General features: G+C 72.1%; 21 protein-coding genes and 1 pseudogene. 9 read left to right on the top strand and 13 right to left on the bottom strand.

Annotation, left to right across the window (positions count from 1 at the left end; all coding sequences use genetic code 11):
• From ACRDP3_RS16170 to ACRDP3_RS16160, 3 genes are all read right to left on the bottom strand, one after another.
• Nucleotides 1–915: S8 family peptidase (locus tag ACRDP3_RS16170; RefSeq protein WP_431517653.1), on the bottom strand; the 915-nt coding region annotated here is incomplete at its 3' end.
• 264 nt (nucleotides 916–1,179) lie between these two features.
• The gene (locus ACRDP3_RS16165; protein WP_431517652.1) at nucleotides 1,180–1,707 is read right to left on the bottom strand and encodes a DUF1697 domain-containing protein; all 528 of its coding nucleotides are present in this window, start codon (nucleotides 1,705–1,707) and stop codon (nucleotides 1,180–1,182) included.
• Nucleotides 1,708–1,752: 45 nt separating this feature from the next.
• Nucleotides 1,753–3,012 carry an SAV2148 family HEPN domain-containing protein gene (locus tag ACRDP3_RS16160; protein WP_431517655.1) on the bottom strand — a complete coding sequence of 420 codons (1,260 nt, stop codon included), beginning with the start codon at nucleotides 3,010–3,012 and terminating at the stop codon, nucleotides 1,753–1,755.
• Nucleotides 3,013–3,232: 220 nt separating this feature from the next.
• On the opposite strand from ACRDP3_RS16160, the gene glgX reads away from it, so the two are divergent.
• Nucleotides 3,233–5,380: a glycogen debranching protein GlgX gene (glgX, locus tag ACRDP3_RS16155; protein WP_431517651.1), complete on the top strand. Its 2,148-nt coding sequence runs from the start codon at nucleotides 3,233–3,235 to the stop codon at nucleotides 5,378–5,380.
• Nucleotides 5,381–5,397: 17 nt separating this feature from the next.
• Here glgX and ACRDP3_RS16150 read toward each other — a convergent pair whose 3' ends face one another.
• On the bottom strand, nucleotides 5,398–5,976 hold the full coding sequence (locus ACRDP3_RS16150) for an FHA domain-containing protein (protein ID WP_431517650.1): 579 nt from the start codon (nucleotides 5,974–5,976) through the stop codon (nucleotides 5,398–5,400).
• A gap of 243 nt (nucleotides 5,977–6,219) precedes the next feature.
• Here ACRDP3_RS16150 and ACRDP3_RS16145 point away from each other — a divergent pair, with 243 nt between their 5' ends.
• Nucleotides 6,220–7,170: a GNAT family N-acetyltransferase gene (locus tag ACRDP3_RS16145; RefSeq protein ID WP_431517649.1), complete on the top strand. Its 951-nt coding sequence runs from the start codon at nucleotides 6,220–6,222 to the stop codon at nucleotides 7,168–7,170.
• Nucleotides 7,171–7,189: 19 nt separating this feature from the next.
• Here ACRDP3_RS16145 and ACRDP3_RS16140 read toward each other — a convergent pair whose 3' ends face one another.
• The 6 genes from ACRDP3_RS16140 to ACRDP3_RS16115 all read right to left on the bottom strand — a co-directional run bounded on the left by ACRDP3_RS16140 (nucleotide 7,190) and on the right by ACRDP3_RS16115 (nucleotide 12,840).
• A complete protein-coding gene (locus tag ACRDP3_RS16140) occupies nucleotides 7,190–7,849 on the bottom strand; it encodes a LysE family translocator (RefSeq protein WP_431517648.1) in 660 nt (219 codons plus the stop codon).
• A 59-nt stretch (nucleotides 7,850–7,908) separates the two neighbouring features.
• A complete protein-coding gene (locus tag ACRDP3_RS16135; RefSeq protein WP_431517647.1) occupies nucleotides 7,909–9,390 on the bottom strand; it encodes an MFS transporter in 1,482 nt (493 codons plus the stop codon).
• A 90-nt stretch (nucleotides 9,391–9,480) separates the two neighbouring features.
• A complete protein-coding gene (msrB, locus tag ACRDP3_RS16130; protein ID WP_431517646.1) occupies nucleotides 9,481–9,888 on the bottom strand; it encodes a peptide-methionine (R)-S-oxide reductase MsrB in 408 nt (135 codons plus the stop codon).
• A 53-nt stretch (nucleotides 9,889–9,941) separates the two neighbouring features.
• On the bottom strand, nucleotides 9,942–11,369 hold the full coding sequence (gene murC, locus ACRDP3_RS16125; RefSeq protein WP_431517645.1) for a UDP-N-acetylmuramate--L-alanine ligase: 1,428 nt from the start codon (nucleotides 11,367–11,369) through the stop codon (nucleotides 9,942–9,944).
• Between the two features lie 108 nt (nucleotides 11,370–11,477).
• Nucleotides 11,478–11,945 (bottom strand): indole-3-glycerol phosphate synthase, encoded by a 468-nt coding sequence (locus ACRDP3_RS16120; protein WP_431517644.1) that lies wholly within the window; start codon nucleotides 11,943–11,945, stop codon nucleotides 11,478–11,480.
• 115 nt (nucleotides 11,946–12,060) lie between these two features.
• Nucleotides 12,061–12,840 carry a pyrimidine reductase family protein gene (locus ACRDP3_RS16115; protein WP_431517643.1) on the bottom strand — a complete coding sequence of 260 codons (780 nt, stop codon included), beginning with the start codon at nucleotides 12,838–12,840 and terminating at the stop codon, nucleotides 12,061–12,063.
• Nucleotides 12,841–12,931: 91 nt separating this feature from the next.
• Here ACRDP3_RS16115 and zapE point away from each other — a divergent pair, with 91 nt between their 5' ends.
• The 4 genes and pseudogenes from zapE (at nucleotide 12,932) to ACRDP3_RS16095 (ending at nucleotide 18,893) form a co-directional block, all read left to right on the top strand.
• Nucleotides 12,932–14,050, top strand: a complete 1,119-nt coding sequence (zapE, locus tag ACRDP3_RS16110; protein ID WP_431517642.1) for a cell division protein ZapE — start codon at nucleotides 12,932–12,934, stop codon at nucleotides 14,048–14,050.
• Nucleotides 14,051–14,134: 84 nt separating this feature from the next.
• Nucleotides 14,135–15,532 (top strand): alkaline phosphatase PhoX, encoded by a 1,398-nt coding sequence (locus ACRDP3_RS16105; protein ID WP_431517641.1) that lies wholly within the window; start codon nucleotides 14,135–14,137, stop codon nucleotides 15,530–15,532.
• A gap of 178 nt (nucleotides 15,533–15,710) precedes the next feature.
• Nucleotides 15,711–17,010: pseudogene (locus tag ACRDP3_RS16100) on the top strand (DUF692 domain-containing protein); the annotation flags it as partial.
• Between the two features lie 293 nt (nucleotides 17,011–17,303).
• Nucleotides 17,304–18,893: an alpha/beta hydrolase gene (locus ACRDP3_RS16095; RefSeq protein WP_431517640.1), complete on the top strand. Its 1,590-nt coding sequence runs from the start codon at nucleotides 17,304–17,306 to the stop codon at nucleotides 18,891–18,893.
• Nucleotides 18,894–18,926: 33 nt separating this feature from the next.
• Here ACRDP3_RS16095 and hemQ read toward each other — a convergent pair whose 3' ends face one another.
• Nucleotides 18,927–19,643, bottom strand: coding sequence for a hydrogen peroxide-dependent heme synthase (hemQ, locus tag ACRDP3_RS16090; protein WP_431517639.1), 717 nt, complete (start codon nucleotides 19,641–19,643; stop codon nucleotides 18,927–18,929).
• A gap of 4 nt (nucleotides 19,644–19,647) precedes the next feature.
• Complete coding sequence (hemG, locus tag ACRDP3_RS16085) at nucleotides 19,648–21,072, bottom strand: protoporphyrinogen oxidase (RefSeq protein WP_431517638.1); 1,425 nt, start codon at nucleotides 21,070–21,072, stop codon at nucleotides 19,648–19,650.
• 148 nt (nucleotides 21,073–21,220) lie between these two features.
• Here hemG and ACRDP3_RS16080 point away from each other — a divergent pair, with 148 nt between their 5' ends.
• The gene (locus ACRDP3_RS16080) at nucleotides 21,221–22,657 is read left to right on the top strand and encodes an FAD-dependent oxidoreductase (RefSeq protein ID WP_431517654.1); all 1,437 of its coding nucleotides are present in this window, start codon (nucleotides 21,221–21,223) and stop codon (nucleotides 22,655–22,657) included.
• A gap of 49 nt (nucleotides 22,658–22,706) precedes the next feature.
• Here ACRDP3_RS16080 and hemE read toward each other — a convergent pair whose 3' ends face one another.
• Nucleotides 22,707–23,771, bottom strand: coding sequence for a uroporphyrinogen decarboxylase (gene hemE, locus ACRDP3_RS16075; protein WP_431517637.1), 1,065 nt, complete (start codon nucleotides 23,769–23,771; stop codon nucleotides 22,707–22,709).
• A gap of 230 nt (nucleotides 23,772–24,001) precedes the next feature.
• Here hemE and ACRDP3_RS16070 point away from each other — a divergent pair, with 230 nt between their 5' ends.
• Both ACRDP3_RS16070 and ACRDP3_RS16065 read left to right on the top strand, forming a co-directional pair.
• Complete coding sequence (locus tag ACRDP3_RS16070) at nucleotides 24,002–24,682, top strand: DUF3000 domain-containing protein (protein ID WP_431517636.1); 681 nt, start codon at nucleotides 24,002–24,004, stop codon at nucleotides 24,680–24,682.
• A gap of 195 nt (nucleotides 24,683–24,877) precedes the next feature.
• Nucleotides 24,878–25,342: response regulator (locus ACRDP3_RS16065; RefSeq protein ID WP_431517635.1), on the top strand; the 465-nt coding region annotated here is incomplete at its 3' end.

Raw genomic sequence — 25,342 nt, 5'->3', positions numbered from 1 at the left:
GCATGCATCCAGCTGGCGGCCCCGCCGGTCGCCGTTGCCCGCCGCCACGCCGGTGGCCACGCCGTCGGCGATCAGCCGCTTGACTGCCGCGTCGACCGTGGAGTTCGCACCGCCGCCGAGCGACATGTTCGCGACGGCGGGCTTGACCGCGTTCTGGGTGACCCAGTCGATGCCGGCGACGACCTGCTCGGTGGTGCCGGAGCCCTGGTCGTCCAGCACCCGGACGGCGACGATCTTGGCCTTCTTCGCGACACCGTGGTCGGTGCCGGCGATGGTCCCGGCGACGTGCGTGCCGTGGCCCTGGCCGTCGTCCGCGCTGTCGTCACCGTCGACGGCGTCGAAACCGTGCGAGGCGCGGTCGCCGAAGTCCTTGTGCGTGATGCGGACTCCGGTGTCGATGACGAACGCCGTGACACCCTCACCGGCACTGTCGGGGAAGGTGTACTTCTTGTCGCCCTCGGTCTTCTCCTGGTCGATGCGGTCCAGGCCCCACGACGGCGGGTTGTCCTGGGTCGCGCTCGCCTTGAAGGTGTGGTTCTGCACCACCTTGTCGACCTTGGAGTCGGCGGCCAGCTCCCTGGCCTCCTGCGCGCTGAGGCCGTTGGCGGAGAAGCCGTTGAGCGCGGCCTTGTAGGAGCGCTTGAGCTTTCCGCCATACTCCTTGGCGAGCTCCTCGCCGTCGCCGGCCGCCGTGATGCGGTTCTCGCTCGTGCCGCTCTTCAGCATGACGATGTAGCTGCCGTCGACCGCGCCCTTGGCGTTGGTGCCGTAGACGGTGCCCTCGGCGGGGGCCGCACCGGCGGGCATCGTCAGCAGGGTGGCCGCACCGATCACCGCGGCCGCGACGCCGGTCGCCAGGGTGATCCGGCGCCGTTTCGCCGACTTCGCCGATCTGCTGGGTGTGTTGAGTGCCATGACGAGGGGTCCTCCTCGTGAGGGTGGGGGGTTCTCATGTCACTGTGCGCACCCGGTTACTTCTCGGTAATGATCCGCTCCCGGGTGACTCGAAACACTGTCTGATCGACCGGCTCAGCTCAAGCACTCTGAGCCGTTGTGACATACGCAACGCCCCATCGGCACGGCAAAGCCCCCTGAACCGCCTCAAGTTGACAAGATCGCTTCGTCGGCGCGGCCGGCTCCTTGACGGCTCGGACATCAAGTCCGTCGGCTCCGGGCGTCTCAGCTCGTCAGCTCGATCAGTCGCTGCAGCGTCCGCCAGTTACGCCCTGTCATCGTCACGGAGGGCCGCAACGCGCCCAGCGCGGCGGGGAGTTTGCTGCGGCCCATGCCCTCCGGGAAGTAGCAGTAGACGACATCGCCGATGTGCCGGAAGGTGTCGGGCTCGAAGGCCGCCGCGTCGACGGAGCCGAAGTACCCCGGATCCGGTGTGCGTTCGAGGAAAAGCACCAGCAGCTTGGCCGGGTCCAGTTCGGCCGCCGGGTAGGGGCAGGCGGCGGCGATGGCACGCAGCTCCTGTGCCGTACGCACCACACAGCGCACCTCGAAGCCGAAGTGCCCGGCGATGGCCTCTTCCAGCCGGGCTCCGACGCCGGCCTCGTCCGTGCTGAACACCGCGTTGCCGCTCTGCACATAGGTACGGACACCGGTCCATCCCAGATCCGTCATGAGTTGCCTCAACTCGGCCATCGGGACCTTCTTGTGGCCCCCCACGTTGATCCCCCGCAGCAGCGCCGCATACGTCGTCATACGCCGCAGCTTAGAAGAGCCCCCGCGCGGGACCGGGAGACGTGTTCAGGACACCTGGCGCGAGTCACTCCAGGCGGTCTCGAACTCCTCGCGGTAGGTCTCGAAGAGGCTATGCACTCCGTCCTGCGGCCGGCCACGATCGGCACGCCGCTGGACCAGGTCGCGTCCGCCGCCGCGCAGCACCAGCACCGGTGCCTCCATGCCCCGGACCCGGCGCAGATACGACTGGACGACGGCGAGGCCGTCGGCGCCGTCCCCGTCGACCAGGTAGGCGGAGAAGCGGGGCGTCTCGTCGAAGACGTGGATCTCGAAGGCGGCGGTGTCCCGCAGCCTGGCCCGTACCCGGCGCATGTGCAGGATGTTCGTCTCGACGGTCCGGCTCAACTCACCCTTCTTGAGACCCAGTTCCCGCTCCCGGCGGCGCACCGCGCTGCTCGCGGGATTGAGGAAGAGCAGCCGTACGCGGCACCCGGACCCGGCCAGCCTCATCAGCCGGGCGCCCGAGTAGTTCTGCACCAGGAGGTTCAGGCCTATCCCGATGGCGTCCAGCCGCCGGGCCCCGCCGAAGAGGTCCTCGGCGGGCAGCTGGCGCTGCAGCCGGACCCGGTCGGAGTGGACGCCGACCACATCCGCGAAGCGCTCACCGACCAGGTCCTCCACGGCGTCGACCCGCAGCCGGTGTGCGGAGGGCGCCTGACCGCCGGAGGCGCCCAGCAGCTCCAGCAGCCGGGCGCACATCCGCTCCGCCTGCGCGAGCACGGTCTCGGAGAGCGCGCGGTTACGAGCGACGGCGCTGCGCGCCACCTCCAGCTCGTCCAGGGCGAGTTCGACCTCGCGGCGCTCCTCGAACCAGGGCTCGAAACAGGGCCAGTGCTGCACCATCAGCTCGCGCAGCTGGGGCAGGGTGAGGAAGGAGAGGACGTTGTCGTCGGCGGGGTCCAGCAAGTAGCCCTTGCGACGGCTCACCTCCCGTACGGCCACCGCCCGCTGCACCCACTCCTGCCCGGCCGGCCCCGCGGCGGCGATGACCCACTCGGAACCGTGCACCGGCTCGTAGATGGGGCGCAGCACGGCGGCGACGACGGCGCGCAGCCGCTGCTCGACGAGGTTCAGCCAGACGTAGGCGCGTCCGGCGCGCCGTGCCCGCGTGCGCACTTCGGCCCAGGCGTCCACATCCCAGTCGAGGTCCGCGCCGATCTCCATGGGGCGCGCCAAGGAGACCGCTCCCGCGGGAACGTCGGTGGCCTCCCCGCCATCGTCGTCACCGCTGTCACCTGGGGGGAGTTCACGTCCTCCCGCACCCACCCGCGCACCGCCTTCCGGATCTTGTCGAGCGATCAAGGAAGGGTACTGCGGCCCCACAGGTGCCGCAGCCGGAACCCCCCACAGCGCGCCTCGCCCGGACCGGCTCCCGTACGTCCGTACGGGGGAAGCCGGCCCGCAGGTGCGTCCTGGAGGCGGCGGCCGGGCGAGGATTGGCCGGTGCAGCAGTCAGCGGGCGACAGCGACAGGAAGAGACCACCGCATGCAGGTCTGGCCGGGAGCGGCGTATCCCCTCGGTGCCACCTACGACGGCGCCGGGACGAACTTCGCGCTCTTCTCCGAGGCCGCCGACCGCGTCGAGCTGTGTCTGCTGCACGATGACGGCTCGCAGACGGCGGTCGAGCTGCGCGAGTCGGACGCCTTCGTGCGGCACGCGTATCTGCCGGGGGTGATGCCGGGCCAGCGGTACGGCTTTCGGGTCCACGGCCCGTACGCCCCCGGGCGGGGGCGGCGCTGCAACAGCGCGAAGCTGCTGCTCGACCCGTACGCCAAGGCGATGAGTGGGCGCGTCGACTGGCACGAGGCCGTCTACGGCTACCGGTTCGGCGTCCCGGAGGAGCGCAACGACCTCGACTCCGCCCCGCACACGATGGCGTCCGTGGTGGTCAATCCGTACTTCGACTGGGGCGACGACCGTCCGCCGCGGACCGAATACCACCGCACCGTGCTCTACGAGGCGCACGTCAAGGGCCTGACGATGCTGCACCCCGCGCTGCCGGAGGAGCTGCGCGGCACGTACGCGGGTCTGGCACACCCGGCCGTCATCGAGCACCTCTCGGCGCTGGGGGTGACCGCACTGGAGCTGATGCCGGTGCACCAGTCGGTCACCGACCACCGGCTGGCCGACGAGGGGCTGGTGAACTACTGGGGCTACAACACCATCGGCTTCTTCGCCCCGCACAGCTCCTACGCCTCCTGGGGCGACCGCGGCCAGCAGGTGCTGGAGTTCAAGCACGCCGTGCGCGCCCTGCACGAGGCCGGGATCGAGGTCATCCTCGACGTCGTCTACAACCACACCGCGGAAGGCAACCACCTCGGTCCCACGCTCTCCTTCCGGGGGCTCGACAATGTCTCGTATTACCGGTTGACCGACGATCCGCGCTACTACATGGATACGACGGGCACGGGTAATTCACTGTTGATGCGCAGCCCCCACGTCCTGCAGCTCATCATGGACTCGCTGCGCTACTGGGTGACCGAGATGCATGTGGACGGCTTCCGCTTCGATCTGGCGGCCACGCTGGCCCGGCAGTTCCACGAGGTGGACCGGCTCTCCTCCTTCTTCGACCTGGTGCAGCAGGATCCGGTGGTCAGCCAGGTGAAGCTGATCGCCGAGCCGTGGGACCTGGGTGAAGGCGGCTACCAGGTCGGCAACTTCCCGCCTCTGTGGACCGAGTGGAACGGCCGCTACCGGGACACCGTGCGGGATCTGTGGCGCGGCGAGCCGCGCACACTCGCGGAGTTCGGATCCCGGCTGACCGGGTCCTCCGACCTGTACCAGCACGACGGCCGGCGCCCGCTGGCCTCCGTCAACTTCGTCACGTGCCACGACGGATTCACCCTGCACGACCTGGTCAGCTACGAGCACAAGCGCAACGAGGCCAACGGCGAGGGCAACCGGGACGGCGAGAGCCGCAACCGGTCGTGGAACTGCGGCAGCGAGGGCGTCACCGGCGACCCGGAGGTGCTCGCGCTGAGACGGCGCCAGATGCGCAACCTCACCGCGACGCTGATGCTGTCGCAGGGCGTGCCGATGCTCAGTCACGGCGACGAGTTCGCCCGTACCCAGCACGGCAACAACAACGCCTACTGCCAGGACAGCGAGCTGTCCTGGGTGCACTGGCCGGACGGCGGGACGGGCGCGGGTAGCGCGGGAGAGGCCGACCCGGCGCATGCCATGTGCGCCTTCGTCAGTGAGATGGCCCGCCTCCGGCGCGCGCATCCGGTCTTCCGGCGCCGGCGCTTCTTCAACGGGCGGCGCCGCTGTGCCGACGCCCAGGACGAACTGCCCGACATCGCCTGGTGCACACCCGAGGGCGATGACATGGCACAGCGGGACTGGCAGGCCGGGCAGCCGAATTCACTGACCGTCTTCCTCAACGGCAGCGCCATCTCCGAACCCGGCCCACGCGGCGAGCCGGTCGGCGACGATTCCTTCCTGCTGCTGTTCAACGCACACCACCAGGCACTGGACTTCGTCATCCCGGCCGGCCTGGGGCGGCAGTGGCACCTGGTCGTGGACACCGCGCTGGAGCAGCCGCCCTCGGCTCTCGAGGGCCGGAAGGTGCAGGCGGGCGACCGGATCACGCTGACCGACCACAGCCTGGTGGTGCTGCGGCGCCCCGCGTGAGAGCCGACGGCCGCGGATCAGGCGTGCGGTGGCGGTGGCGGTGGCGTAGTGCGGGGCAGCGCCAGCCGGAAACCGATCTGACCGAACCGCACCACGTCGCCCGGACGCACGCCCGTCGACCCGGTCACCCGGCTGCCGTTGACCCACGTCCCGTTGCTGGAACCGAGGTCGCGCAGCTTCCACCCGTCCCCCGTGCTGCGCAGCTGGGCGTGCGACCGGGAGACCGTGTAGTGGCTGAGCCGCAGCATCGAGCCGGGGGCGCGGCCGATCGAGTACGGGTACGGCGCGGACGTCGGCAGCAGCAGCTCCGGCAGCCGCTCGGACTGCCATGCCTTGCGCATGGCTCCGGGGAACGCCGAGAGGCGGGCCACCACCGAGACGAACCACCGGCCGCGGGGCCGCCGCGCGGGCAGGTCGTGCAGGACGGCGTACAGCTCCCCGTGCCACTGCGCGTGCAGGACGGCGTCCGTCCGGTGCAGGAACGTCTCCTGTGATATCCGTCCCTGAGCGGCTCCCTCGCGCAGCACCTCGAGCGCACGCTCCCGGTCCGCGTCCGACAGGCGCGGCGGGTAGGCGCCGGACTCGAGAGAGGTCATGACAGCATTCTCAGGACGGCAAAACCCCCTGTCCAGGCCGGGCGTCGGGCAGTAGCCGAACCAGGACATCCGGAAAAGCGCGTGCACGCCTGCCGACAGCGGGTTAGATTTCCCCCACGCCCATACAGCGGAGAGGAGGCGAGAGCCATGCGCACGTTCGACGTCACGCGCTCCCGCCCCGTCCACAGGGCGTCACCCCAGTACTGACCGGGAGCGCACCAGCCTTCCGGAAGGACCTTCACCATGACCACCGATCTGGTCATCCGCGCGCTCGGCGAATCCGAAGCGCGCTCCGTGTTCACCTCGCTCCCCGATCCCGGGCTGGTCGGACGGCCGTTGCTCGGCCGCCCGTACGCGACCCTCGGCGAGGGTGGCGAGTACCGCCCCGAATGGACCTGGGTCGCGCTGCGCGACGGCCAGGTCGTCGCCCGCGCCGCCTTCTGGGCGGGCCCCGAGGACGAAAAGCCGGTCATCCTGGACTGGTTCGACTTCGCCCCCGGTGAACGTGAGGCGGGCGTACGGCTGTTGCGCGAGACGCCGCTGCGGGCGGAGTTCGAGCTCGTGCTGCCGCCGGACTGGCGCACGAACGCCGCGGTACGGGCGGCGGCCGAGGCCCGGATCGACGCGGCGGCGACGGCCGGTTACCGTCCGCTCGTCGAACGCTTCCGCTACCTGTGGACCACGGAGTGCGGCGTGCCCGAGCACCCGCACCGGCTCGTCTTCCGGCCGGAACCGGACGACGAGGTGTTCCTGGACGTGCTGCGAGACCTTCAGCACGGCACCCTCGACGCACACGCGCGGCAGGCCGTCGCGGCGGCCGGGAGCACCGACGAGGGGATCGAGCGGGCCGCACGGGAGGATTTGGAGCACTTCCGCTGGCTGGCCTCGCCACGCGAGTGGTGGCGGCTGGCGCACACCCCGGACGGGGCGCTGGTCGGTCTGCACGTGCCGGGCAGGATCCCCAGCGGCTCGGCGGTCGGCTTCATCGGGGTGGTGCCCGGGCAGCGCGGGAACGGCTACGCCTACGACCTGCTCGCCGCCTGCACCCGCCAACTCGTCGATGAGGGCGCGCAGTCCATCGCCGCGTCGACGGACCTGGGCAACGCCCCGATGGCCGCCGCGTTCGCCAAGGCGGGCTACCCCATCGTGCAGCACCGCTACTGCATGACGCCGGAACCAGGCACACCAGGCTGAGTGCGGCGCCCTGGCGGGTTCAGCCCGCCAGGGCCAGCCGGACGCCGAGCACGAGCAGCACTCCGCCCGAGATCTGTTCCAGCCTGCGGCGTACGCCGGCCCGGGCGAGCACGTGCCGCAGCCGTCCGACGAACCACACATACATGCCGTAGTACCCCACCTCGAAGACCGCCCAGGCGGCGGCCAGCGTCACCATCAGCGGCAACTGCGGCGCGCCCGCCGGCACGAACTGGGGGAGGAAGGACATCGCGAAGAGGGCGGCCTTGGGGTTGGCGAGGTTGAGCAGCAGCCCGGAGCGGTACGAGCGCCATCCCGGTTCCCGGTGCGTGCCCGCCTCCGTGCCCGCATCATCGCCCGCCTCCGTGCCCGCCCCCAGGGCCGGTTCGAGGCCGCCGCCGCGCCGGGCCGAGCGGATGGCCTGCACACCGAAGACGATCAGCACCGCCGCTCCACCGAACCGCAGCACCTCGTAGGCGACCTGCGAAGCCGCAACCAGCGCGGTCAGCCCGAAAGCCGCCACCAGACCCCAGATGAAGACACCCGTCTCGTTGCCGAGGACCGTCATCAGCCCGGCACGGCGGCTGCGCAGCGAATTGCGGATGATCAGCACCGTGCTCGGGCCGGGCGACGCGGCGACCAGCAGACAGGCGCCGAGAAAGGGCAGCAGGGTTCCGAACATGTGCGCCATCCTCCGGCCTCCCCCTCCCCCGGCGCCAACTGTTTTCGTCCTGGGCGGCGTCAGCAGGCGGCGACGCTTCCCCGGTTCCTGCCCGGCAGGAACGCGGCGATCAGCAGTCCGGTGAGAGCGGCGCCGGCCGCGAAGAGGAACGAGGTGCGGAAGCCGTCCAGATCGGGCACGGCAGTGCCACCCAGCGGGCTGGTCATCCGTGCCAGGACGACTCCGATGACGGCGCTGGAGCCGGAGGTGCCGATCGAACGCATCAGGGTGTTCAGGCCGTTCGCGGCGCCGGACTCGGAGGGTGGTACGGCGCCGATGATCAGCGCGGGCATCGCCGAGTAGGCGATGCCGATGCCGACACCGATGAGGACGGTGGTGAGCACGACCTGCCACACGGCGCCCATCAGGGCCGTACCCGAGAGGTAGGCCACCGCGAGGATCACCAGGCCGGACATCAGCGAGACCTTCGGGCCGCGGGCGGCCGAGATGCGGGCCGACAGCGACGAGACCAGCATCATCGAGACGCCCATGGGCGCCACGCACATCCCGGCGACGACCATCGACTGTCCGAGCCCGTAGCCGGTCGAGCGGGGCAGCTGCAGCAGTTGGGGCAGCACCAGGACGCACACGTAGAAGGCCAGACCGACCGTGATCGAGGCGAGGTTGGTCAGCAGCACCTGACGGCGGGCACTGGTACGCAGATCGACCAGCGGGTCGGCGATGCGCAGTTCCATCCACCCCCACAGCAGGAAGACCAGCAGGGCGGCGGCGAACAGACCCAGGGTGGTCCCGCTGCTCCAGCCCCAGTCACCGCCCTTGGATATCGCCGTCAGCAGAGCGACCAGGCCGGCGGACAGGCCGAGCGCCCCGAGAACGTCGAAACCTCCCCGGGCACGCAGCGCGGATTCCGGCACCAGCACCGCCACCAGCAGCATGGCGAGCGCGCCGAGCCCGGCCGAGCCGAAGAACAGCGCGTGCCAGTCGGTGTGTTGTGCCGTGAACGCGGCGAGCGGCATGCCGAGCGCGCCGCCGACGCCGAGGGAGGAGCTCATGTACGCCATCGCCGAACCGAGCCGGTCCGGCGGCAGTTCGTCCCGAAGGATGCTGATGCCCAGCGGAATCGCACCCATCCCGAAGCCCTGCAGGGCACGTCCGGCGACCATGGGTACGAGCGACGAGGTGAAGCCGCAGACCAGCGAGCCCAGCACCATCAGCCCGAGGCTGACGAGGATGAAGCGGCGCTTGCCGTAGAGGTCGCCGAGGCGCCCCATGACCGGTGTGGCGACCGCCCCGCACAGCAGCGTCGCGGTGATCACCCAGGCGGCGTCGGAGGTGGTGGTGCCCAACAGCGCGGGCAGCCGGGCCACTACGGGCACCAGCAGCGACTGCATGACCGCGACGGAGATCCCCGCGAAGGCGAGCACCGGCACAACTCCCCGCCGGATGCCCGCTGCCCCGCTTCCCGGTGCCTCCGCCGGCAGCGGGTTCCCCGGGCCCTTCTCGGCGGCCGGGCGGGGGGCGCGGGCATGAGCCTGGGTCATACGGATGGCCTCCGGGAGGGGAGCGTCGAGTTCGTGCACCGTACACACGAACCGCCCAGCCCCTCCCGGCTATTCCCGGGCCCCGGCGGGTCAGCTGTCGGCGGGCGCCAGCCGGACCGAGATGCTGTTGATGCAGTAACGCTGGTCGGTCGGCGTCGCGTAGCCCTCGCCCTCGAAGACATGCCCGAGGTGGGAACCGCAGCGGGCGCAGCGGACCTCCGTGCGGACCGTGCCCATCGAGCGGTCCTCCAGCAGCTCCACGGCATCGGTGTCGGCCGGGTCGTAGAAGCTGGGCCAGCCGCAGTGGGACTCGAACTTCGTGTCGGAGCGGAACAACTCCGCCCCGCAGCCCCGGCAGTTGTAGACGCCGGTCGTCTTGGTGTCGTTGTACTCACCGGTGAAGGCGGCCTCGGTGCCGGCCTCGCGCAGCACCCGGTACTCGTCCGGGTCCAGTTCGGCCCGCCACTGCTCTTCCGGCTTCTCGATCTCGTACGGCACGAGCGGTCTCCTTCGTCTTTCTTCGTACGTTTCCCGGGGCGGTGTCGCGGCCGTCAGCGCGGCAGCCGGGCGAGGATCTCCGGGCCCAGCTCCGTCACGTCACCCGCGCCCATCGTCAGAACGAGATCGCCCGGCCGTGCCATTCCCGCGACCAGCTCCGCGCCTTCCTGACCGGCGGGCGCGTGCCGCACATCGGCGCCCGCCGCACGGGCCGCGTCGATGATGAGGGCGCTGCTGACACCGGGGATCGGGTCCTCGCGGGCCGGATAGATGTCGAGTACGACGGAGGCGTCGGCGAGGGCCAGAGCCGCCCCCATCTCGGTGGCCAGCTCCTGGGTGCGGCTGAAGAGATGCGGCTGGAAGAGGACGAGGACGCGCCCGTCGGCCGCGCCGCCGCGGATGGCTTCGAGGTCGGCGCTCATCTCGGTCGGGTGGTGGGCGTAGGAGTCGATGACCTGGACGCTGTTCGCCTCGCCCTTGAGCTGGAGGCGGCGGCGGACGCCCGTGTAGGTGCCCAGGGCCTTCGTCAGTTCGTCGGCCGGCAGGCCCATCTCGGTGCCGGCCACGAGGGCGGCCACCGCGTTGTGCGCGTAGTGCCTGCCGGGGACGAAGACGGCGAAGGTGAGCTCGCGGCCGTCGAGCAGCACCGTGGTCTCGCTCGTCAGGCCGTGCGCGGTGACGTCGAGGATCCGGACGTCGGCGTCGGCAGCCTCGCCGTAGGTCCGTACCCGCACGCTCCCGCTCGCGCGCACCCGGCGGGTCAGCTCGCGCGCACCCTCGTGGTCGGAGGAGACGACGAGGGTGCCACCGGGGCGTACCCGGTCCGCGAAGGTCTCGAAGGACTCGTAGATCTCTTCCAGCGAGGCGTAGTTGGCGTGGTGGTCGAGTTCCACATTGAGCACGATCGCCACCTCGGGCGCGTACTTGTGGAAGCTGCGGTCGCTCTCGTCCGCCTCCGCGACGAAGATCTCCCCGCGGCCGTGGTGCGCGTTGGAGCCCGGCTCGTCCAGGTCACCGCCGATCGCGTACGACGGGTCCAGGCCCAGCGCGCCCAGGCTGACCGCGAGCATCGACGTCGTGGTGGTCTTGCCATGGGTGCCCGCGACGGCGAGCGGCCGGGCCGCTTCCATCAGCGCGGCCAGGGCGTCCGAACGGTGCACGACGGGCACGCCGCGTTCGGTGGCCGCGACCAGCTCCGGGTTGTCCGCGCGGATGGCGCTGGAGATGACGACCGCGGTGGCGCCGGACGCCAGGTGCGCGGCGTCGTGTCCGATGTGCACGGTCGCGCCCAGCCCGCGCAGCGCGGTCACCGTCGCCGACTCCCTGGCGTCGCTGCCCTGGACCCGGGCGCCGCGCTGGGTGAGGATCTTCGCGATGCCGGACATCCCGGCACCGCCGATCCCGATGAAGTGCGGGCGGTCCAGGACCGGCCGGGACAGTTCGGCCGCCGGAACGGTCGGGCGGGGCGGGGGGGCTGACATGCGGTGTCTCCTGGGCTCGTACTCGTAACTCTCGACTGCTCGTTGGGCGCGGCGGCTCGAACTCTTCAGCCTATGGGCACGGGTGCCGCGCCTGCCCGCCCCCCTCACCTACTCGGTGTGTGCGAACAGCTTCAGCACCGGGACGCCCACCTTGTGCCGGGCCCGGGTGGCCCAGTCCCGGTGGAAGAACTCCTCGACCAGGTGCGGCGCCGTCAGCACGATGACCTCATCGGCGCCCGCCCGCTCGACGACGGCGGTGAGCACATCCAGCGGATGCTCCTCGATGACCTCGCCCTCGGCCTCCGCGCCCGCCGACCGCAGCATCGCCAGCGAGCGCTCCAGGGCCAGCGCGGCGGGCTGCAGCGCTTCGCCGTCCTCCGGCTCGCGCCCCTCGCGCACGGCTTCATCCAGCTCGCCGAGCGCGACATCGTCCAGGGCTCTCAGCAGCCGGTCCCGGTCGCCACGAGGCTGTATCAGCACGACGAAGGAAACCGGCTCGTCGCCGTGCAACGTCGTAACGAGTTCCACATCCTCGGACACCAGCGGCTTCTCGATCATCAGTACTGTCGTGAACACGGCGGTGCCCTTCTCCCACGTGGAGCCCGACGGGCTCCGTCTCCTACATCCTGCCTCCCCCGCGTCCGCGGGGTGCCGCCTACCGGTCTGCCCACCCGACAATATCCGGAACGATCTATTCCGCCGATGGCCGGATGCGCTGATAGCGGGTGAACAGAAATCCGTCCTCCTCCACCATCCCCGCGAGCCGGAAGTCCACCGGCACCTCCAGCCCCGGCCCGTTCACGATCCGCGGCGCGTCGCCCGACACCAGGCGCGGCGCGAGAGCCAGGCACAGCTCGTCCAGCACGTCGCCCGCCACCAGTTGCCCGAGCAGCCGCGGGCCGCCCTCCGTCAGCAGCCGGCGCAGCCCACGCTCCGCCAGCGCGCCGGGCACCCGGGACGGCTCGACCACCGCACCCTCGCCCGCGAAGACGATCTCGGCGCCCGCCTCCCGGGCGGCGGCCACCCGGTCGGCGGGGGCGGTGGCACCGGTCACCACCATCGTCGGCACCAGCGGCCGGGTGAACAGCGGCAGCGAGAAGTCCAGGTCGAGGCGGGCGCTGACCACGGCGATGGCGGGGGCGGGGCCCTGCCCGGCCGCCGCGCGCCGGCGGGCGAACGCCTCGCGCTCGCGGGCGGGCCGGTACCCCTCCTTGCGCACGGTCTCCGCCCCCACAACGACCGCGTCCGCCAGGCCACGCAGCACGCCGAAGACGCGCATGTCCGCCTCGGACGAGAGGGGTTGCGAGCGCCCCTCATGGTGTGCGGCGCCGTCGAGCGAGGAGACCATGTTGGCGCGCAGCCACACCTCGCCGCCGTCCGGATAGGCGTATGCCTCGGCCAGCGCGTCGATGCTCCACTGCCCGTCGTCGGGCTCGGCCGGACCGGGAGGTGAGGGGAACAGGCGTCGCATGGAGCGCAGTGTGGCACGCCCGGCTCGCGGGCCCTCCACAGGACACCGGCCCGGCGACCGCGCCGGAAGCCACCTTCCACCTCCGTTTAACATGAAGGGCGTGTCCTCCCCCTCCGCCGGCCCCACCGATCAGGGCTCCGCCGCCGTGCCGGCCACCCCGCTCTCGCTGTGCGCACGTGAGCCGCACGTACCCGCCGAGCGCCTGGTCGCGGAAATGGTGCCGCCGCCGCGCTTCGACGCCGTCCGGTTCGACACCTACGTGCCGGACCCGGATCAGCCGAGCCAGACCGAGGCCGTGCGGGTGCTGCGGTCCTTCGCCGACGGGCTCGGCGCCAGCGCCGACAGCGGGACGGCCGGCGGCCGGAGGCGGTGGTTCCGGCGGGCGGCCGGAGCGAAGGTCCCGGCAGGTCCCCGCGGGATCTACCTCGACGGCGGCTACGGCGTCGGCAAGACGCACCTGCTCGCCTCGATCTGGCACACCACCGCGGCACCCCCCGAGCGCAAGGCTTTCGGCACCTTCGTCGAACTGACCCATCTGGTCGGCGCGCTCGGCTTCCAGCAGACGGTCCGCACCCTCGGCGATCACCGGCTGCTGTGCATCGACGAATTCGAACTGGACGACCCCGGCGACACCGTCCTCGTCTCCAGCCTGCTGGCCCGCCTCGTCGAGCGCGGGGTGGCGCTGGCCGCCACCTCCAACACACTGCCCGGCAAGCTCGGTGAGGGCAGGTTCGCCGCCGCCGACTTCCTCCGCGAAATCCAGGGCCTCTCCGCCCACTTCCGCGCCCTGCGTATCGACGGTGAGGACTACCGGCACCGCGGCCTCCCCGCCGCCCCCGAACCCGCCGCCCGGGACGAGGTCACCCGCGCCGCCCACCACACGCCCGGCGCCTCCCTCGACGACTTCCCCGACCTCCTCCAGCACCTCGCCAGGGTCCACCCGAGCCGGTACGGCGCGCTGGCCGACGGCATCGGGGCGCTGTGCGTGACCGGGGTGACGCCGGTGCCCGACCAGTCGACGGCGCTGCGGCTGGTCGTGCTCGCCGACCGGCTCTACGACCGGGAGGTGCCGGTGCTCGCCGCGGGCACGCCCTTCGATCAGCTCTTCAGCGAAGAGATGCTCAGGGGCGGCTACCGGAAGAAGTACTTCCGCGCCATCTCCCGGCTCACCGCCCTCGCTCGCGACGGCAAAGAGCTCGTACGCGCGTAGATACCGGCGTCGCGCCTAGTGCTCGTACACCCATCCGCGTGGTAGACACGCGTGGTCACCTGGCCACCAACAGGGAGTTGTGCGATGACCACGACACGACGTCAAGTACTGGCGAGATCAGGCGCGCTGGGAGCGGGCATCGCCTTCTCCGGCGCTCTCTCGGAGCTGTTCACCGGAACCGCCGCGGCCCAGGGCACGGGCGGCCGTACGGGCTACGGACCCCTCGTCCCCGACCCGGACGGCGTGCTCGACCTGCCCAAGGGTTTCCGCTACAAGATCCTCTCCCGCGAGGGCGACGAACTGCGGTCCGGCGAGGGCAAGGTACCCAGCAACTTCGACGGGATGGCGGCCTTCGCCGGCGGCCACGGCAAGTCGGGGCAGGACAGCCGGCACGGCTCGACGTGGCTCGTACGCAACCACGAGAACCGGATGAACGCCGAGCTGGGCGTCCCCACCGTGAAGGGGCTCACCTACGACCCCGAGGCGAAGGGCGGCTGCACCGTACTGGAGCTGGACCGGCACAACGACGTCCTGCGGGAGCGGGTCGGTATCGCCGGGACCTCGACGAACTGCGCGGGCGGCCCCAGTCTGTGGGGCACCTGGCTGACCTGCGAGGAGACCGAGTTCAAGGCCGGCGAGGGGGGCCACACCAAGGACCACGGCTTCGTCTTCGAGGTCGGCTTCCAGCGTGACCGGCCCACCTCCACCGAACCGCTGACCGCGATGGGCCGCTTCCAGCACGAGGCCGTCGCGTTCGATCCTCACAACGGCGTGGTCTACGAGACCGAGGACGCCTTCGAGAAGCCGTTCGGGCTCTTCTACCGCTTCCTGCCGGAAAAGCCCCGCGGCGGCTACGGTTCCCTGCACGCGGGCGGCACCCTGCAGGCCATGCGGGTGCCGGGCCTGCCGGACCTGTCGGTCGCACAGGAGCCGGGCGCGACCTATGAGGGCATCGAGTGGGTCGACGTACCCGATCCGCTCGCCAAGGAGACCGCCATCCGCTTCCAGGACTTCGGGAAGGGCGGCATCACGCACGCCCAGAAGCTGGAGGGCTGCTACTGGGGTGGCAGGAGCGTCTACTTCGTCTCCAGCTTCGCCAAGAGCGCGGACGGCTCGCAGGCCGACCACTTCGGGCAGATCTGGCGCTACGACCCCAAGCACAAGAAGCTGACGCTCGTCATCGTCTTCGGCCCGGACACCGATCTGCAAATGCCGGGCGAGGAGCCGGACAACATCTGTCTGGCGCCGAGCGGCGGGCTGATGGTCTGCGAGGACGGCGAGGGCGCGCAGCACGTCTACGGGCTGACCAGGCACGGCACCGTCTACCCGATGGCGGGGAACCGGCAGAACATCGGCACGCCGGAAAAGCCGGCGTGGGGCGAGTTCGCCGGGGTGACCTTCTCGCCGGACGGCCGGACGATGTTCGTCAACTGCTACGACCCGGGCACGACGTTCGCCGTGACGGGCCCCTGGCAGCACTAGAACCTCTCCCGGCTGTCCCCGGCGGTCCACCGCCGCGCGGGCCGGCGCCGTGGCCGGCGTGGCGGTGACCCGGGGGCGGCCCGAAAGCTCAAGTCCGGCTCTGAACCAGGGTCTTGCGGGGTTCGCCGCGCCCATCCGTGGCAGGAATCCCGCAGGACTACGGGGAGGAGGCCCGCGCATGGAGGGGACGGGCAGCCCGGTGCGGCTGGGCACCGGCATCGGCTGGCGGCCCGAGATCGCGGACGGGATCGCTTCGCTGCCGGGCATCGACTGGGTCGAGGTGGTGGCGGAGAACCTGTGTCCCGGTCACCTTCCCGACGCGCTGGAGCGACTGCGGGCGCGGGGCACCACTGTCGTGCCGCACGGGGTGTCGCTCGGTCTCGGCGGGGCGGAGCGCCCGGCCCCGGAGCGGCTGACGGCCCTCGCGGAGCGCGCCGAGGCGCTGCGGGCACCACTGGTGAGCGAGCACATCGCCTTCGTACGTGCCGGGGGGCCGGGCACCGGGACGCCCCGGATGGAGGCGGGCCACCTGCTGCCGGTACCACGCACCCGGGACGCGCTCGACGTGCTCTGTGAGAACATCCGCATCGCGCAGGAGGCGCTGCCCGTGCCGCTGGCACTGGAGAACATCGCGGCACTCGTCAACTGGCCGGGCGAAGAGCTGACGGAGGGCCGGTTCCTGACCGAGCTGGTGGATCGTACGGGCGTGCGCCTCCTCATCGACGTCGCCAACCTGCACACCAACCACGTCAACCGGGGCGAGGACCCAGCCGTCGCACTGGACACGCTGCCGCTGGACGCGCTCGCCTACGTGCACGTGGCGGGCGGCGTCGAGCGTGACGGCGTCTGGCACGACAGTCACGGTCACCCTGTGACGCGGCCTGTGCTGGACGTGCTGGCGCAGCTGTGCGCCCGTACGACGCCGCCCGGTGTGCTGCTGGAGCGGGACGAGAACTTCCCGCCGGTCGCCGAACTCGCCGGTGAGCTGGAGACCATACGGTCGGTCCTCCGCCACGACGGCGCGCGAAGCGCTGTACGCTGCACCGCCCCTGAGAACGGCTGAGCCGGTGGACACCACCGCCGCGCGGACGCGGCTCGGGCAGGCACAGGCGGGGCTGCTGGCCGCGCTGGTCGCCGGCGGACCGGTACCGGCGGGCTTCGACCAGGACCGGCTGGCCGTACAGAGCCGGGCGCTGACCGGCAAGCGGGCCGACGTCGTGGCGAAGGTAGCGCCCGAACTGCCGGTCATTCTGGGAGAGAAGAGATTCCGCTCGGCGTTCTTCGCGTACGCGCGCGGCCGGCCCATGACGGGCGGCTACCGGCGTGACGCGCTCGACTTCGTGGCACAGCTGCTGGCCGAGGGGCCTGCCGGTGACCGCCGCACCCGCAGGCGGCTGCGCCGCTGGTGGCTGGAACGGTCCGGCCCGGGGCCGCTGCCCCCGGGCCGGGTGCGCCGCCTGCTGTCGGCTACGCCCGGTCTGAGGACACCAACGCCCGTACGACGCGCTCCCCTTGAGCGGCCACGTCCTCCCTGCCCGCGCCGTCGACGCGGGCAGGGAGGGATTGAGGCAGGCAAGGAGGGGCCGGGAAATCGCGGACAGATCGAACGGCCCACCCCGGGGTCCCCGCTTCGGGCGCATTGACCCCGACACCGCCCCGTGGTGCTTTACTTCGCCAACTCCCGCACAGAGCATCCGCCTTGTCACTCACCGCTCACGGACGATCACACCATGGAACGACCGCCCGTGGCACGAGAGGATCGAGGCACTCCGTGCGCGCAGCTGCGATCTACGGCACGCTCGCCGCCCTGGCGCTGACGGCGACCGGCGTGGCCCCGGCCAGCAGCTCCCCCGGCGACCCGCCGCTCCGCCGCCAGGGCGCACGGGAAGCGGCCGGGGCCGCGAGGGCGGCAGCGGAGGCCGCGGCGACCGGGATCGACTGGAAGAAGTGCCCGGCCGTCGAGCAGCTCGACGCGCCGGTCCAGTGCGGCAAGGTCACCGTCCCCGTCGACTACACCGAGCCGGGCGGCAGGAAGATCAGGCTCACCGTCAGCCGGGGCCGCGCGACCGGCCCCGCGGCGGACCGGCAGGGCCCGCTGCTCTACAACCCCGGCGGCCCGGGTTCCAGCGGCATGCCGTTCCCCGTCTTCGGCACCATGCTGGGCGGTGTCTGGAAGAAGCTCAACCGCGCGTACGACTTCGTCGGGTACGCCCCGCGCGGCGTCGGCCGCTCCGCGCCGCTGACGTGCCGCGGCTCGAAGAAGGCCGGCCGCGGACCGACCCGCTCGCCGCGCGAGCCGTCCGCCGCGTTCAAGCGGAAGATGCGGAAGCAGGCGGCGGCCTACGCCCGGGGCTGCGCCAAGCGGCAGGGCGACCGGCTCGACCACTACACGACTCCCGACAACGCCCGCGATCTCGACGTGCTGCGCGCCGCCCTGGGCAGCAGGCGGCTCAACTACCTCGGCGCCTCCTGGGGCAGCTACGTCGGCTCCGTCTACGCCACCCTCTTCCCCGGTCACGTGCGCCGCCTCGTCCTCGACAGTGTGGTCGACCCGAGCCCCGACAAGATCTGGTACCAGTCCAACCTCGACCAGAACCCGGCCTTCGAACGGCGCTGGCACGACTGGAAGAGCTGGGTGGCCGAGCACCACTCCCGTTACCGGCTCGGCCGGAACGCGCGCGCCGTGCAGCGCACCTTCGACAGGGCGCGCGACGCGGTCGACCGCAGGCCGGTGGGCGGCTCGGTAGGCCGCTACGTGGGCTCCAAGGAACTGCTCGCCGGCTTCCTGGACGTCGCCTACGACGACCGCGCCTGGGCCGGCTACGCCGCAGCCCTCGCGGACTTCCGCCGGGGCGATCCGCAGCCGCTGATGGGGCTGGTCGCCCCGAAGCGCGGAGGAGCGGCCATGGCGGAGAACGCCAACGCCGTCTACAACGCCGTGCAGTGCTCCGACGCGCGCTGGCCGCGCGCGTGGTCACGCTGGGACCGCGACAACACGGCGCTGGCCCGCCGCGCTCCGTTCAACACCTGGGAGAACGCCTGGATGAACCTCCCGTGCGCCTACTGGCGGGGCCGTCAGTCCCGGCCCCTCGACGTCGGCACCGGTCCCGGCGAGCTGCCGGCCGTGCTGCTGCTGGCCTCCACCCGCGACGCGGCCACCCCCTACACGGGTGCGGTGGAGACCTGGAAGCGGCTGTCCGGCTCCTCACTGGTCACCGAGAGGGGCGGGGGCACGCACGGCGTCGCCGACGGCAACGCGTGCGCCGACCGGCATCTGACGGCGTATCTCCTGGACGGCAAGACGCCGGGCCGCGCCGCCGAGTGCGCCGCCCGTCCGGCGCCGAAGCCCGGATACCACTGACCGGCAACGGGGCGCACCGGGCACCGGGCGGCACTAGACCAGTCCGGCCACCAGCTCCGCGACCGGCTTGCGCCGCCCCGTGTAGAAGGGCACCTCTTCCCGTACGTGCAGCCGCGCCTCCGAACCGCGCAGGTGCCGCATGAGGTCGACGATGCGGTGCAGTTCGTCGCACTCGAAGGCGAGAATCCACTCGTAGTCGCCGAGCGAGAAGGCGGGCACGGTGTTGGCCCGCACGTCCGGGAAGCCGCGGGCCATCTTGCCGTGGTCGGCGAGCATCCGGCGGCGGTCCTCGTCGGGCAGCAGATACCACTCGTAGGAGCGCACGAACGGGTAGACGCTCACGTACGCGCGCGGCTCCTCGCCGGCCACGAAGGCCGGCAGGTGCGACTTGTTGAACTCCGCGGGCCGGTGCAGCGCCATGTTCGACCAGACCGGCGCGAGGGCCCGCCCCAGCTTCGTGCGGCGGAAGCGGTTGTAGGCGTCCTGGAGGGCGTCGGAGGATTCCGCGTGCCACCAGATCATGATGTCCGCGTCGGCGCGCAGCCCGGAGACGTCATAGGTGCCGCGCACCACGACGTCCTTCGCCTCGAGCTGTCCGAACAGCTCCTCCACCTCGTCCGCGTAGCCGGCGCGGTCCTCGGGCAGCACGTCACGCAGCCGGAAGACCGACCACAGGGTGTATCGGACGACCTCGTTGAGGTCCTTGGCCTTCTTGCCCGCGTTGGGGGTCTTCTCCGGTGCAGCAGTCATGGCTCTATTCTCGCGCGCGTTCCGGATCCGCCCGCGCGAGGGTCTCCGTCGCCGCGCGCTGTCCGCTCGCGATGCAGGCGGGGATGCCGACGCCTTCGTACGCGGCCCCGCACAGCGCCAGTCCGGGCACCCGGGCGACGCCCGCGCGGATGCGTTCCACCCGGTCCGGATGACCGACCGGGTACTGCGGCAGCCCGCCGCTCCAGCGGGTGACCAGGGAGTCCACCGGCCGGGCCGACAGCCCGGTGGCCGCCGCCAGGTCGCGCAGCGACAGCTCCACCAGCCCGGCGTCCTCGTGCTCCAGTACGGCTTCCTCCGCGTACCGGCCGACCGAGGTGCGCAGCACGAACAGGTCCGGGTCCTGGGCCGCCACCCAGCCCCACTTGTTACTGGAGAAGGTGGCCGCCTTGATGGTGCGGCCGTCCACCGGCGGCACCAGGAATCCGCTGCCTTCCGGCGCGCGCTCCAGGTCGGCGCGCCGGAAGGCCATCGTGATCAGCGCCATGGACGCGTACTCGACGGCGGTCAGTTCGGCCGCCGCCGGCGGCGCCGCGTCCGCCAGCAGCCGCGCGGCCTGCGGCGCGGGCACCGCGAGGACGAGCGCGTCGGCCTCCAGCGCGGCGCCGTTCCCGGTGTCGACCTGCCAGCGGGAGCCGCCGGCCGGCGCACCCGGGCCGGACGCGAGGCGGCGCAGGGTCCGTACGGGCGCCCCCGTGCGGATCTCCGCGCCGGCTGCCCGGCAGACGTCCGCCACCGCATCCGGCAGCCGCCCGACGCCGCCCTCGATCCCCATGAACACCGGGGCCTCCGCGGCGCGGGCCGGCGCGCGGGCCTGCAACTCACGTACACCCGACAGCAATGAGCGCTCGGCACGTGCCGCCTCGTAGAGCTGGGGCACCGCGGCCCGCATCGAGATCCGGTACGCGTCGCCGGCGTACACCCCGCCCAGCAGCGGCTCGACCAGCCTGTCGACGACCTCACGGCCGAGCCGCGCGGCGACGTACTCGCCGACCGCGACGTCCTCGCCGACCTCCGTACGCGGCAGCCGGGCGTCCTCGGCGACCCGGGCCAGACCGGCCGCCGAGAGCAGCCCGCGCAGCGCGCCCGGATCACCGGGCACGCCCATCACATGACCCTTCGGCATCGCGCACAGTTCACCGCGCGACCAGATGGCGGCGCTCGCGGTCGTCGGCGGTCCCAGCGCTTCGCCCAGCCCGACGGCGCGCGCCAGGTCCACCGCCTCGGGGCGCCGCGCCAGCATCGATTCCGCACCGAGGTCGACCACCGCGGACCCCGCCACGTCACCCACGAGCAGCTTGCCCCCCAGCCGGCCGGTCGCTTCCAGCACGGTCACGGTGGCGCCGCCGGCGAGCAGCCGATGGGCCGCGGCCAGCCCGGAGATACCGCCGCCGATCACGATCACGCGCATGGCTCCACTCTCCCAGAGCCCCGCCGGGCACCGCCGGGCACCGCCGGGCACCGCCGGCCTGGTGCGCGATGGAGAGTGGATCAGCGAGCCGGGGGTACCACCCGGCCAGGACCACCAGGACGGCGACCACGACGGAGGGAGCACGGGTATGGCGGCTGCGCGACGGATGGTGGTCATCGGAGGTGACGCGGCGGGAATGACGGCCGCCTCGCAGGCCCGCCGGCTGCGAGCCCCGGACGAGCTGGAGATCATCGCCTTCGAACGCGGCGACTTCTCCTCCTACTCGGCGTGCGGAATTCCCTACTGGGTCGGCGGCGTCGTCCCAGGGCGGGACGACCTGATCGCCCGTACGCCCGAGCAGCACCGCGACCGCGGCATCGACCTGCGGATGCGCACCGAGGTCACCGGGATCGACCTCGAGGAGCAGCGGGTGCGTACCCGCGAGGTGCCGGGCGGCGGGCGGGAGCAATGGACCGGCTTCGACGAACTCGTCATCGCGACCGGTGCCCGGCCACTGCGCCCGGAGCTGCCCGGCATCGACGCCGAAGGCGTGTACGGCGTCCAGTCCCTTGCCGACGGCCAGGCGTTGCTGGACGCGCTGGAGGCGATCGAAACGGACGCCGGAACAGGCGCCGGTGGGCACGAGGGCGGCGGGGCCCGCCGGCGCCGCGCGGTTGTCATCGGTGCCGGCTACATCGGCGTGGAGATGGCCGAGGCGCTGATCCGGCGCGACTACGCGGTGACGGTGCTGGACCAGGCCGAGCAGCCCATGACGACGCTCGACCCGGACATGGGCGGGCTGGTGCGGGAGGCGATGTGCGGCATGGGCATGGAGGTGGTGACCGGTGCCGCCGTGACGGCCGTCCAGACGGATGAGGACGGGCGGGCATGCGCGGTCGCCACCTACGACACCGCCTACCCCGCCGACGTGGTGGTGCTCGGGCTGGGCGTGGCCCCGGAGACCTCGCTCGCCCGGGCAGCGGGCCTGCCCCTGGGCGAGTCCGGCGGTCTGCCGACCGACCTGGCGATGCGGGTGCGCGGGCGGGAGAACATCTGGGCCGGCGGCGACTGCGCCGAGGTGACCGATCTCGTCTCGGGCGGCAGCCGGCACATCCCGCTGGGCACGCACGCGAACAAGCACGGACAGGTCATCGGCACGAACATCGGCGGCGGGTACGCCACCTTCCCCGGCGTCGTCGGCACCGCGGTCAGCAAGGTCTGCGACCTGGAGATCGCCCGCACCGGGCTGCTGGAGCGGCAGGCGACGGCGGCGGGGCTGCGGTTCGTGACCGCGACCGCGGAGTCGACGAGCCGCGCCGGCTACTTCCCCGGCAGCGAGCCCATGAAGGTGAAGCTGCTCGCCGAGCAGGACACCGGGCGGCTGCTGGGCGCGCAGATCGTCGGGCGCGAGGGTGCCGGCAAGCGGGTGGACATCGCGGCGGTCGCCCTCACCGCCGGACTGACCGTCGAACAGGTGATGTATCTGGACCTGGGCTACGCGCCGCCCTTCTCCCCGGTGTGGGACCCGGTACTGACTGCGGCGCGCAGGGCGACGGCGGCGGTACGCGAGCAGAGCCGGCAGTAGAGCGGACTCTGCTCGCCTGCCGCCCGCTCGCCCGCCGCCCGCCGCCCGCTCAGTGCGCCGTCTGCTCGTGCACGTAGGACACGAGCCGGGTCAGCGCCTCGGGGTCGGTGTCTGGCAGCACCCCGTGCCCGAGGTTGAAGATGTGGCCCTCGAGGCCGCGAGCCGCGTCCAGGACCCGCCGGGCCTGGGTCTCGACGGCCTCGCGGGGGGCGAAGAGCACCGCCGGGTCGAGGTTGCCCTGCACCGCCTTGCCGGGACCGATCCGGCGCGCCGCCTCGTCCATCGGAACCCGCCAGTCCGCGCCGACGACTTCGGGCCCCGCCTCGCCCATGGCGCCGAGCAGTTCGCCCGTACCGACGCCGAAGTGGATGCGGGGCACGCCGTGGTGGGCCACCGCGTCGAAGACCTTCGCCGAGGCGGGCAGCACCGAGTGCCGGTAGTCGGCCGGGGTGAGCGCACCGGCCCAGGAGTCGAAGAGCTGGACCGCCGAGGCGCCCGCCTCGATCTGTACGGAGAGGAACGTGGCGGTGATCCCGGCGAGCCGGTCCAGCAGTGCGGCCCACAGTTCGGGGTCGCCGTACATCAGCGCCTTGGTGTGCTCGTGATTGCGGGACGGGCCGCCCTCGACGAGATAGCTGGCCAGGGTGAAGGGGGCGCCCGCGAAGCCGATCAGCGGGGTGTCGCCCAGTTCGCGCGTGAGCAGCCGGACGGCCTCGGTCACGTAGCCGACGTCGCCGGGCTCCAGGGGGCGCAGCTGCTCCAGGTCCGCACGCGTACGGATCGGCTTCTCCACGACCGGGCCGACGCCCGGTTTGATGTCGAGGTCGACACCGATGGCCTTCAGCGGTACGACGATGTCGCTGAAGTAGATGGCCGCGTCGACGCCGTGCCGGCGGACGGGCTGCAGGGTGATCTCGGTGACCAGATCCGGCCGCATGCAGGAGTCGAGCATGCCGATGCCCTCGCGCACCTTGCGGTACTCGGGCAGCGAGCGCCCGGCCTGCCGCATGAACCACACGGGGGTGTGCGGCACCGGCTCGCGGCGGCACGCCCGGAGGAAGGCGGAATCCTGAAGGCTGGTCGGCTGGCCCGGCGGGCGGTGGTCGGTACTCACGCACCGAAGTCTCCCACGCGCCGATCGGGCCGCCGCCTGCCGCCGTCCGCACGCTCGGGCACCGGGCGCTCCCCGACGGCCGCCGGGAGTCATCCGTCGGCCACGCGTCGTCGGTTCTCGGCCAATCCCCGGCGGTCGGCCGCCGGCGCCGCCTCAACACCCATCACTCCTCGGCCACTTGCGAGTGTCCCTCCCCGTACGGGCCGCCGCTTCCCCCTACTCTTCGGCGCATGGCAGCGGCAGGACGACAGATGACGGAGGGCCCCGGCGGCTCGGGGGGCAGCGGCGACGACGTCCCGCCGCCCTTCCGGCGCGCGGTGAGCGCCCTGAAGGCCGCACACACACGGGCGGAGGTGGAGCTCTCCGAGCTGCCCGCGCCCAAGCGCCTGGCGCCCTACGCCTTCGCGCTGGCGGCCACCGTCACAGAAACCGGCGGGGACGGCGAGGGCGACGGGATGGAGCTCGCGGACGGCCGCTTCGTGCTGCTGCACGACCCGGCGGGCCAGGAACCGTGGCAGGGCACCTTCCGTGTCGTCACCCTCAGCCGCACCGATCTGGAACCGGAGATGGCCGGTGACCCGTTGCTGCCCGAGGTGACCTGGTCCTGGCTGACGGGCGCCCTGGAGACGTTGTCGGCGGTGTACACGGAACCGAGCGGGACCGTCACCCGGTCCGGTTCGTCCTTCTTCGGCGGTCTCGTCGAGCGCCCGCCACAGACCGAGCTGGAGATCCGCGCCAGCTGGACCCCGCGGGCGGCGGACCCGGCCCTCCCCGACGCGGAGCCGGACCTGGCGGCCCATCTCACGGCCTGGAGTGAGCTGCTGTGCCAGTGCGCGGGGCTGCCGCCGGAGAACGGTGACGGGGTCTCCGTCGTGAGCCTGCCGCAGCGGCGCGGCCCACAGCCGCTGTGAAGCGGCGCTACCATCCTCACCACGCATCGAGCAACTGTGTGATTTCGGGAAATATCGGTCACCGATTCGTGATCATTTCCTAAAGCCGGGCCCACGACCTGCCGAAGGATTCTGTGACCCTTCCACACGGAACACCCGGCTCAGCCCGCACGGTCACCGGAACAGTTCCGTCCGCAGCCAGCCCTCGGAGGCCCGGTGTCTGTTCTCCTTGAGCACCCCACAAGCCTGGTCGCCTACCGCCCGAACAAACCGACGGCCATGGTCGTCGTGGCCGACCCCCGCGTCCGTTCCACCGTGACCCGTCACCTCTGGGCTCTCGGCGTCCGGGACGTGATCGAGGCGTCGTCGATCGCGGAGGCACGTCCCCGAGTCAGCAACCCACGCGACATCTGCGTGGCCGACGTCCACCTGCCGGACGGCTCGGGCCTCAGCCTGCTGTCCGAGACCCGAGCCGCGGGCTGGCCGAACGGCCTGGCCCTCTCGGCCGCCGACGACATCGGCGCCGTACGCAACGCCCTCGCGGGCGGCGTCAAGGGATATGTCGTCACCGGCACCCGCAACAATCTCGGCGCCATGCCGACACGGCACGGGGCCGCGCCCATCGGCGCTGCCGCCGCGCGAATGCACCGCCGCCCCGGCGGCGGGCCCGGAGGCCCCGGC

Source organism: Streptomyces sp. (assembly GCF_050698815.1).
Taxonomy (GTDB): domain Bacteria; phylum Actinomycetota; class Actinomycetes; order Streptomycetales; family Streptomycetaceae; genus Streptomyces.
This window is presented reverse-complemented; position numbering and strand designations above follow the sequence as displayed.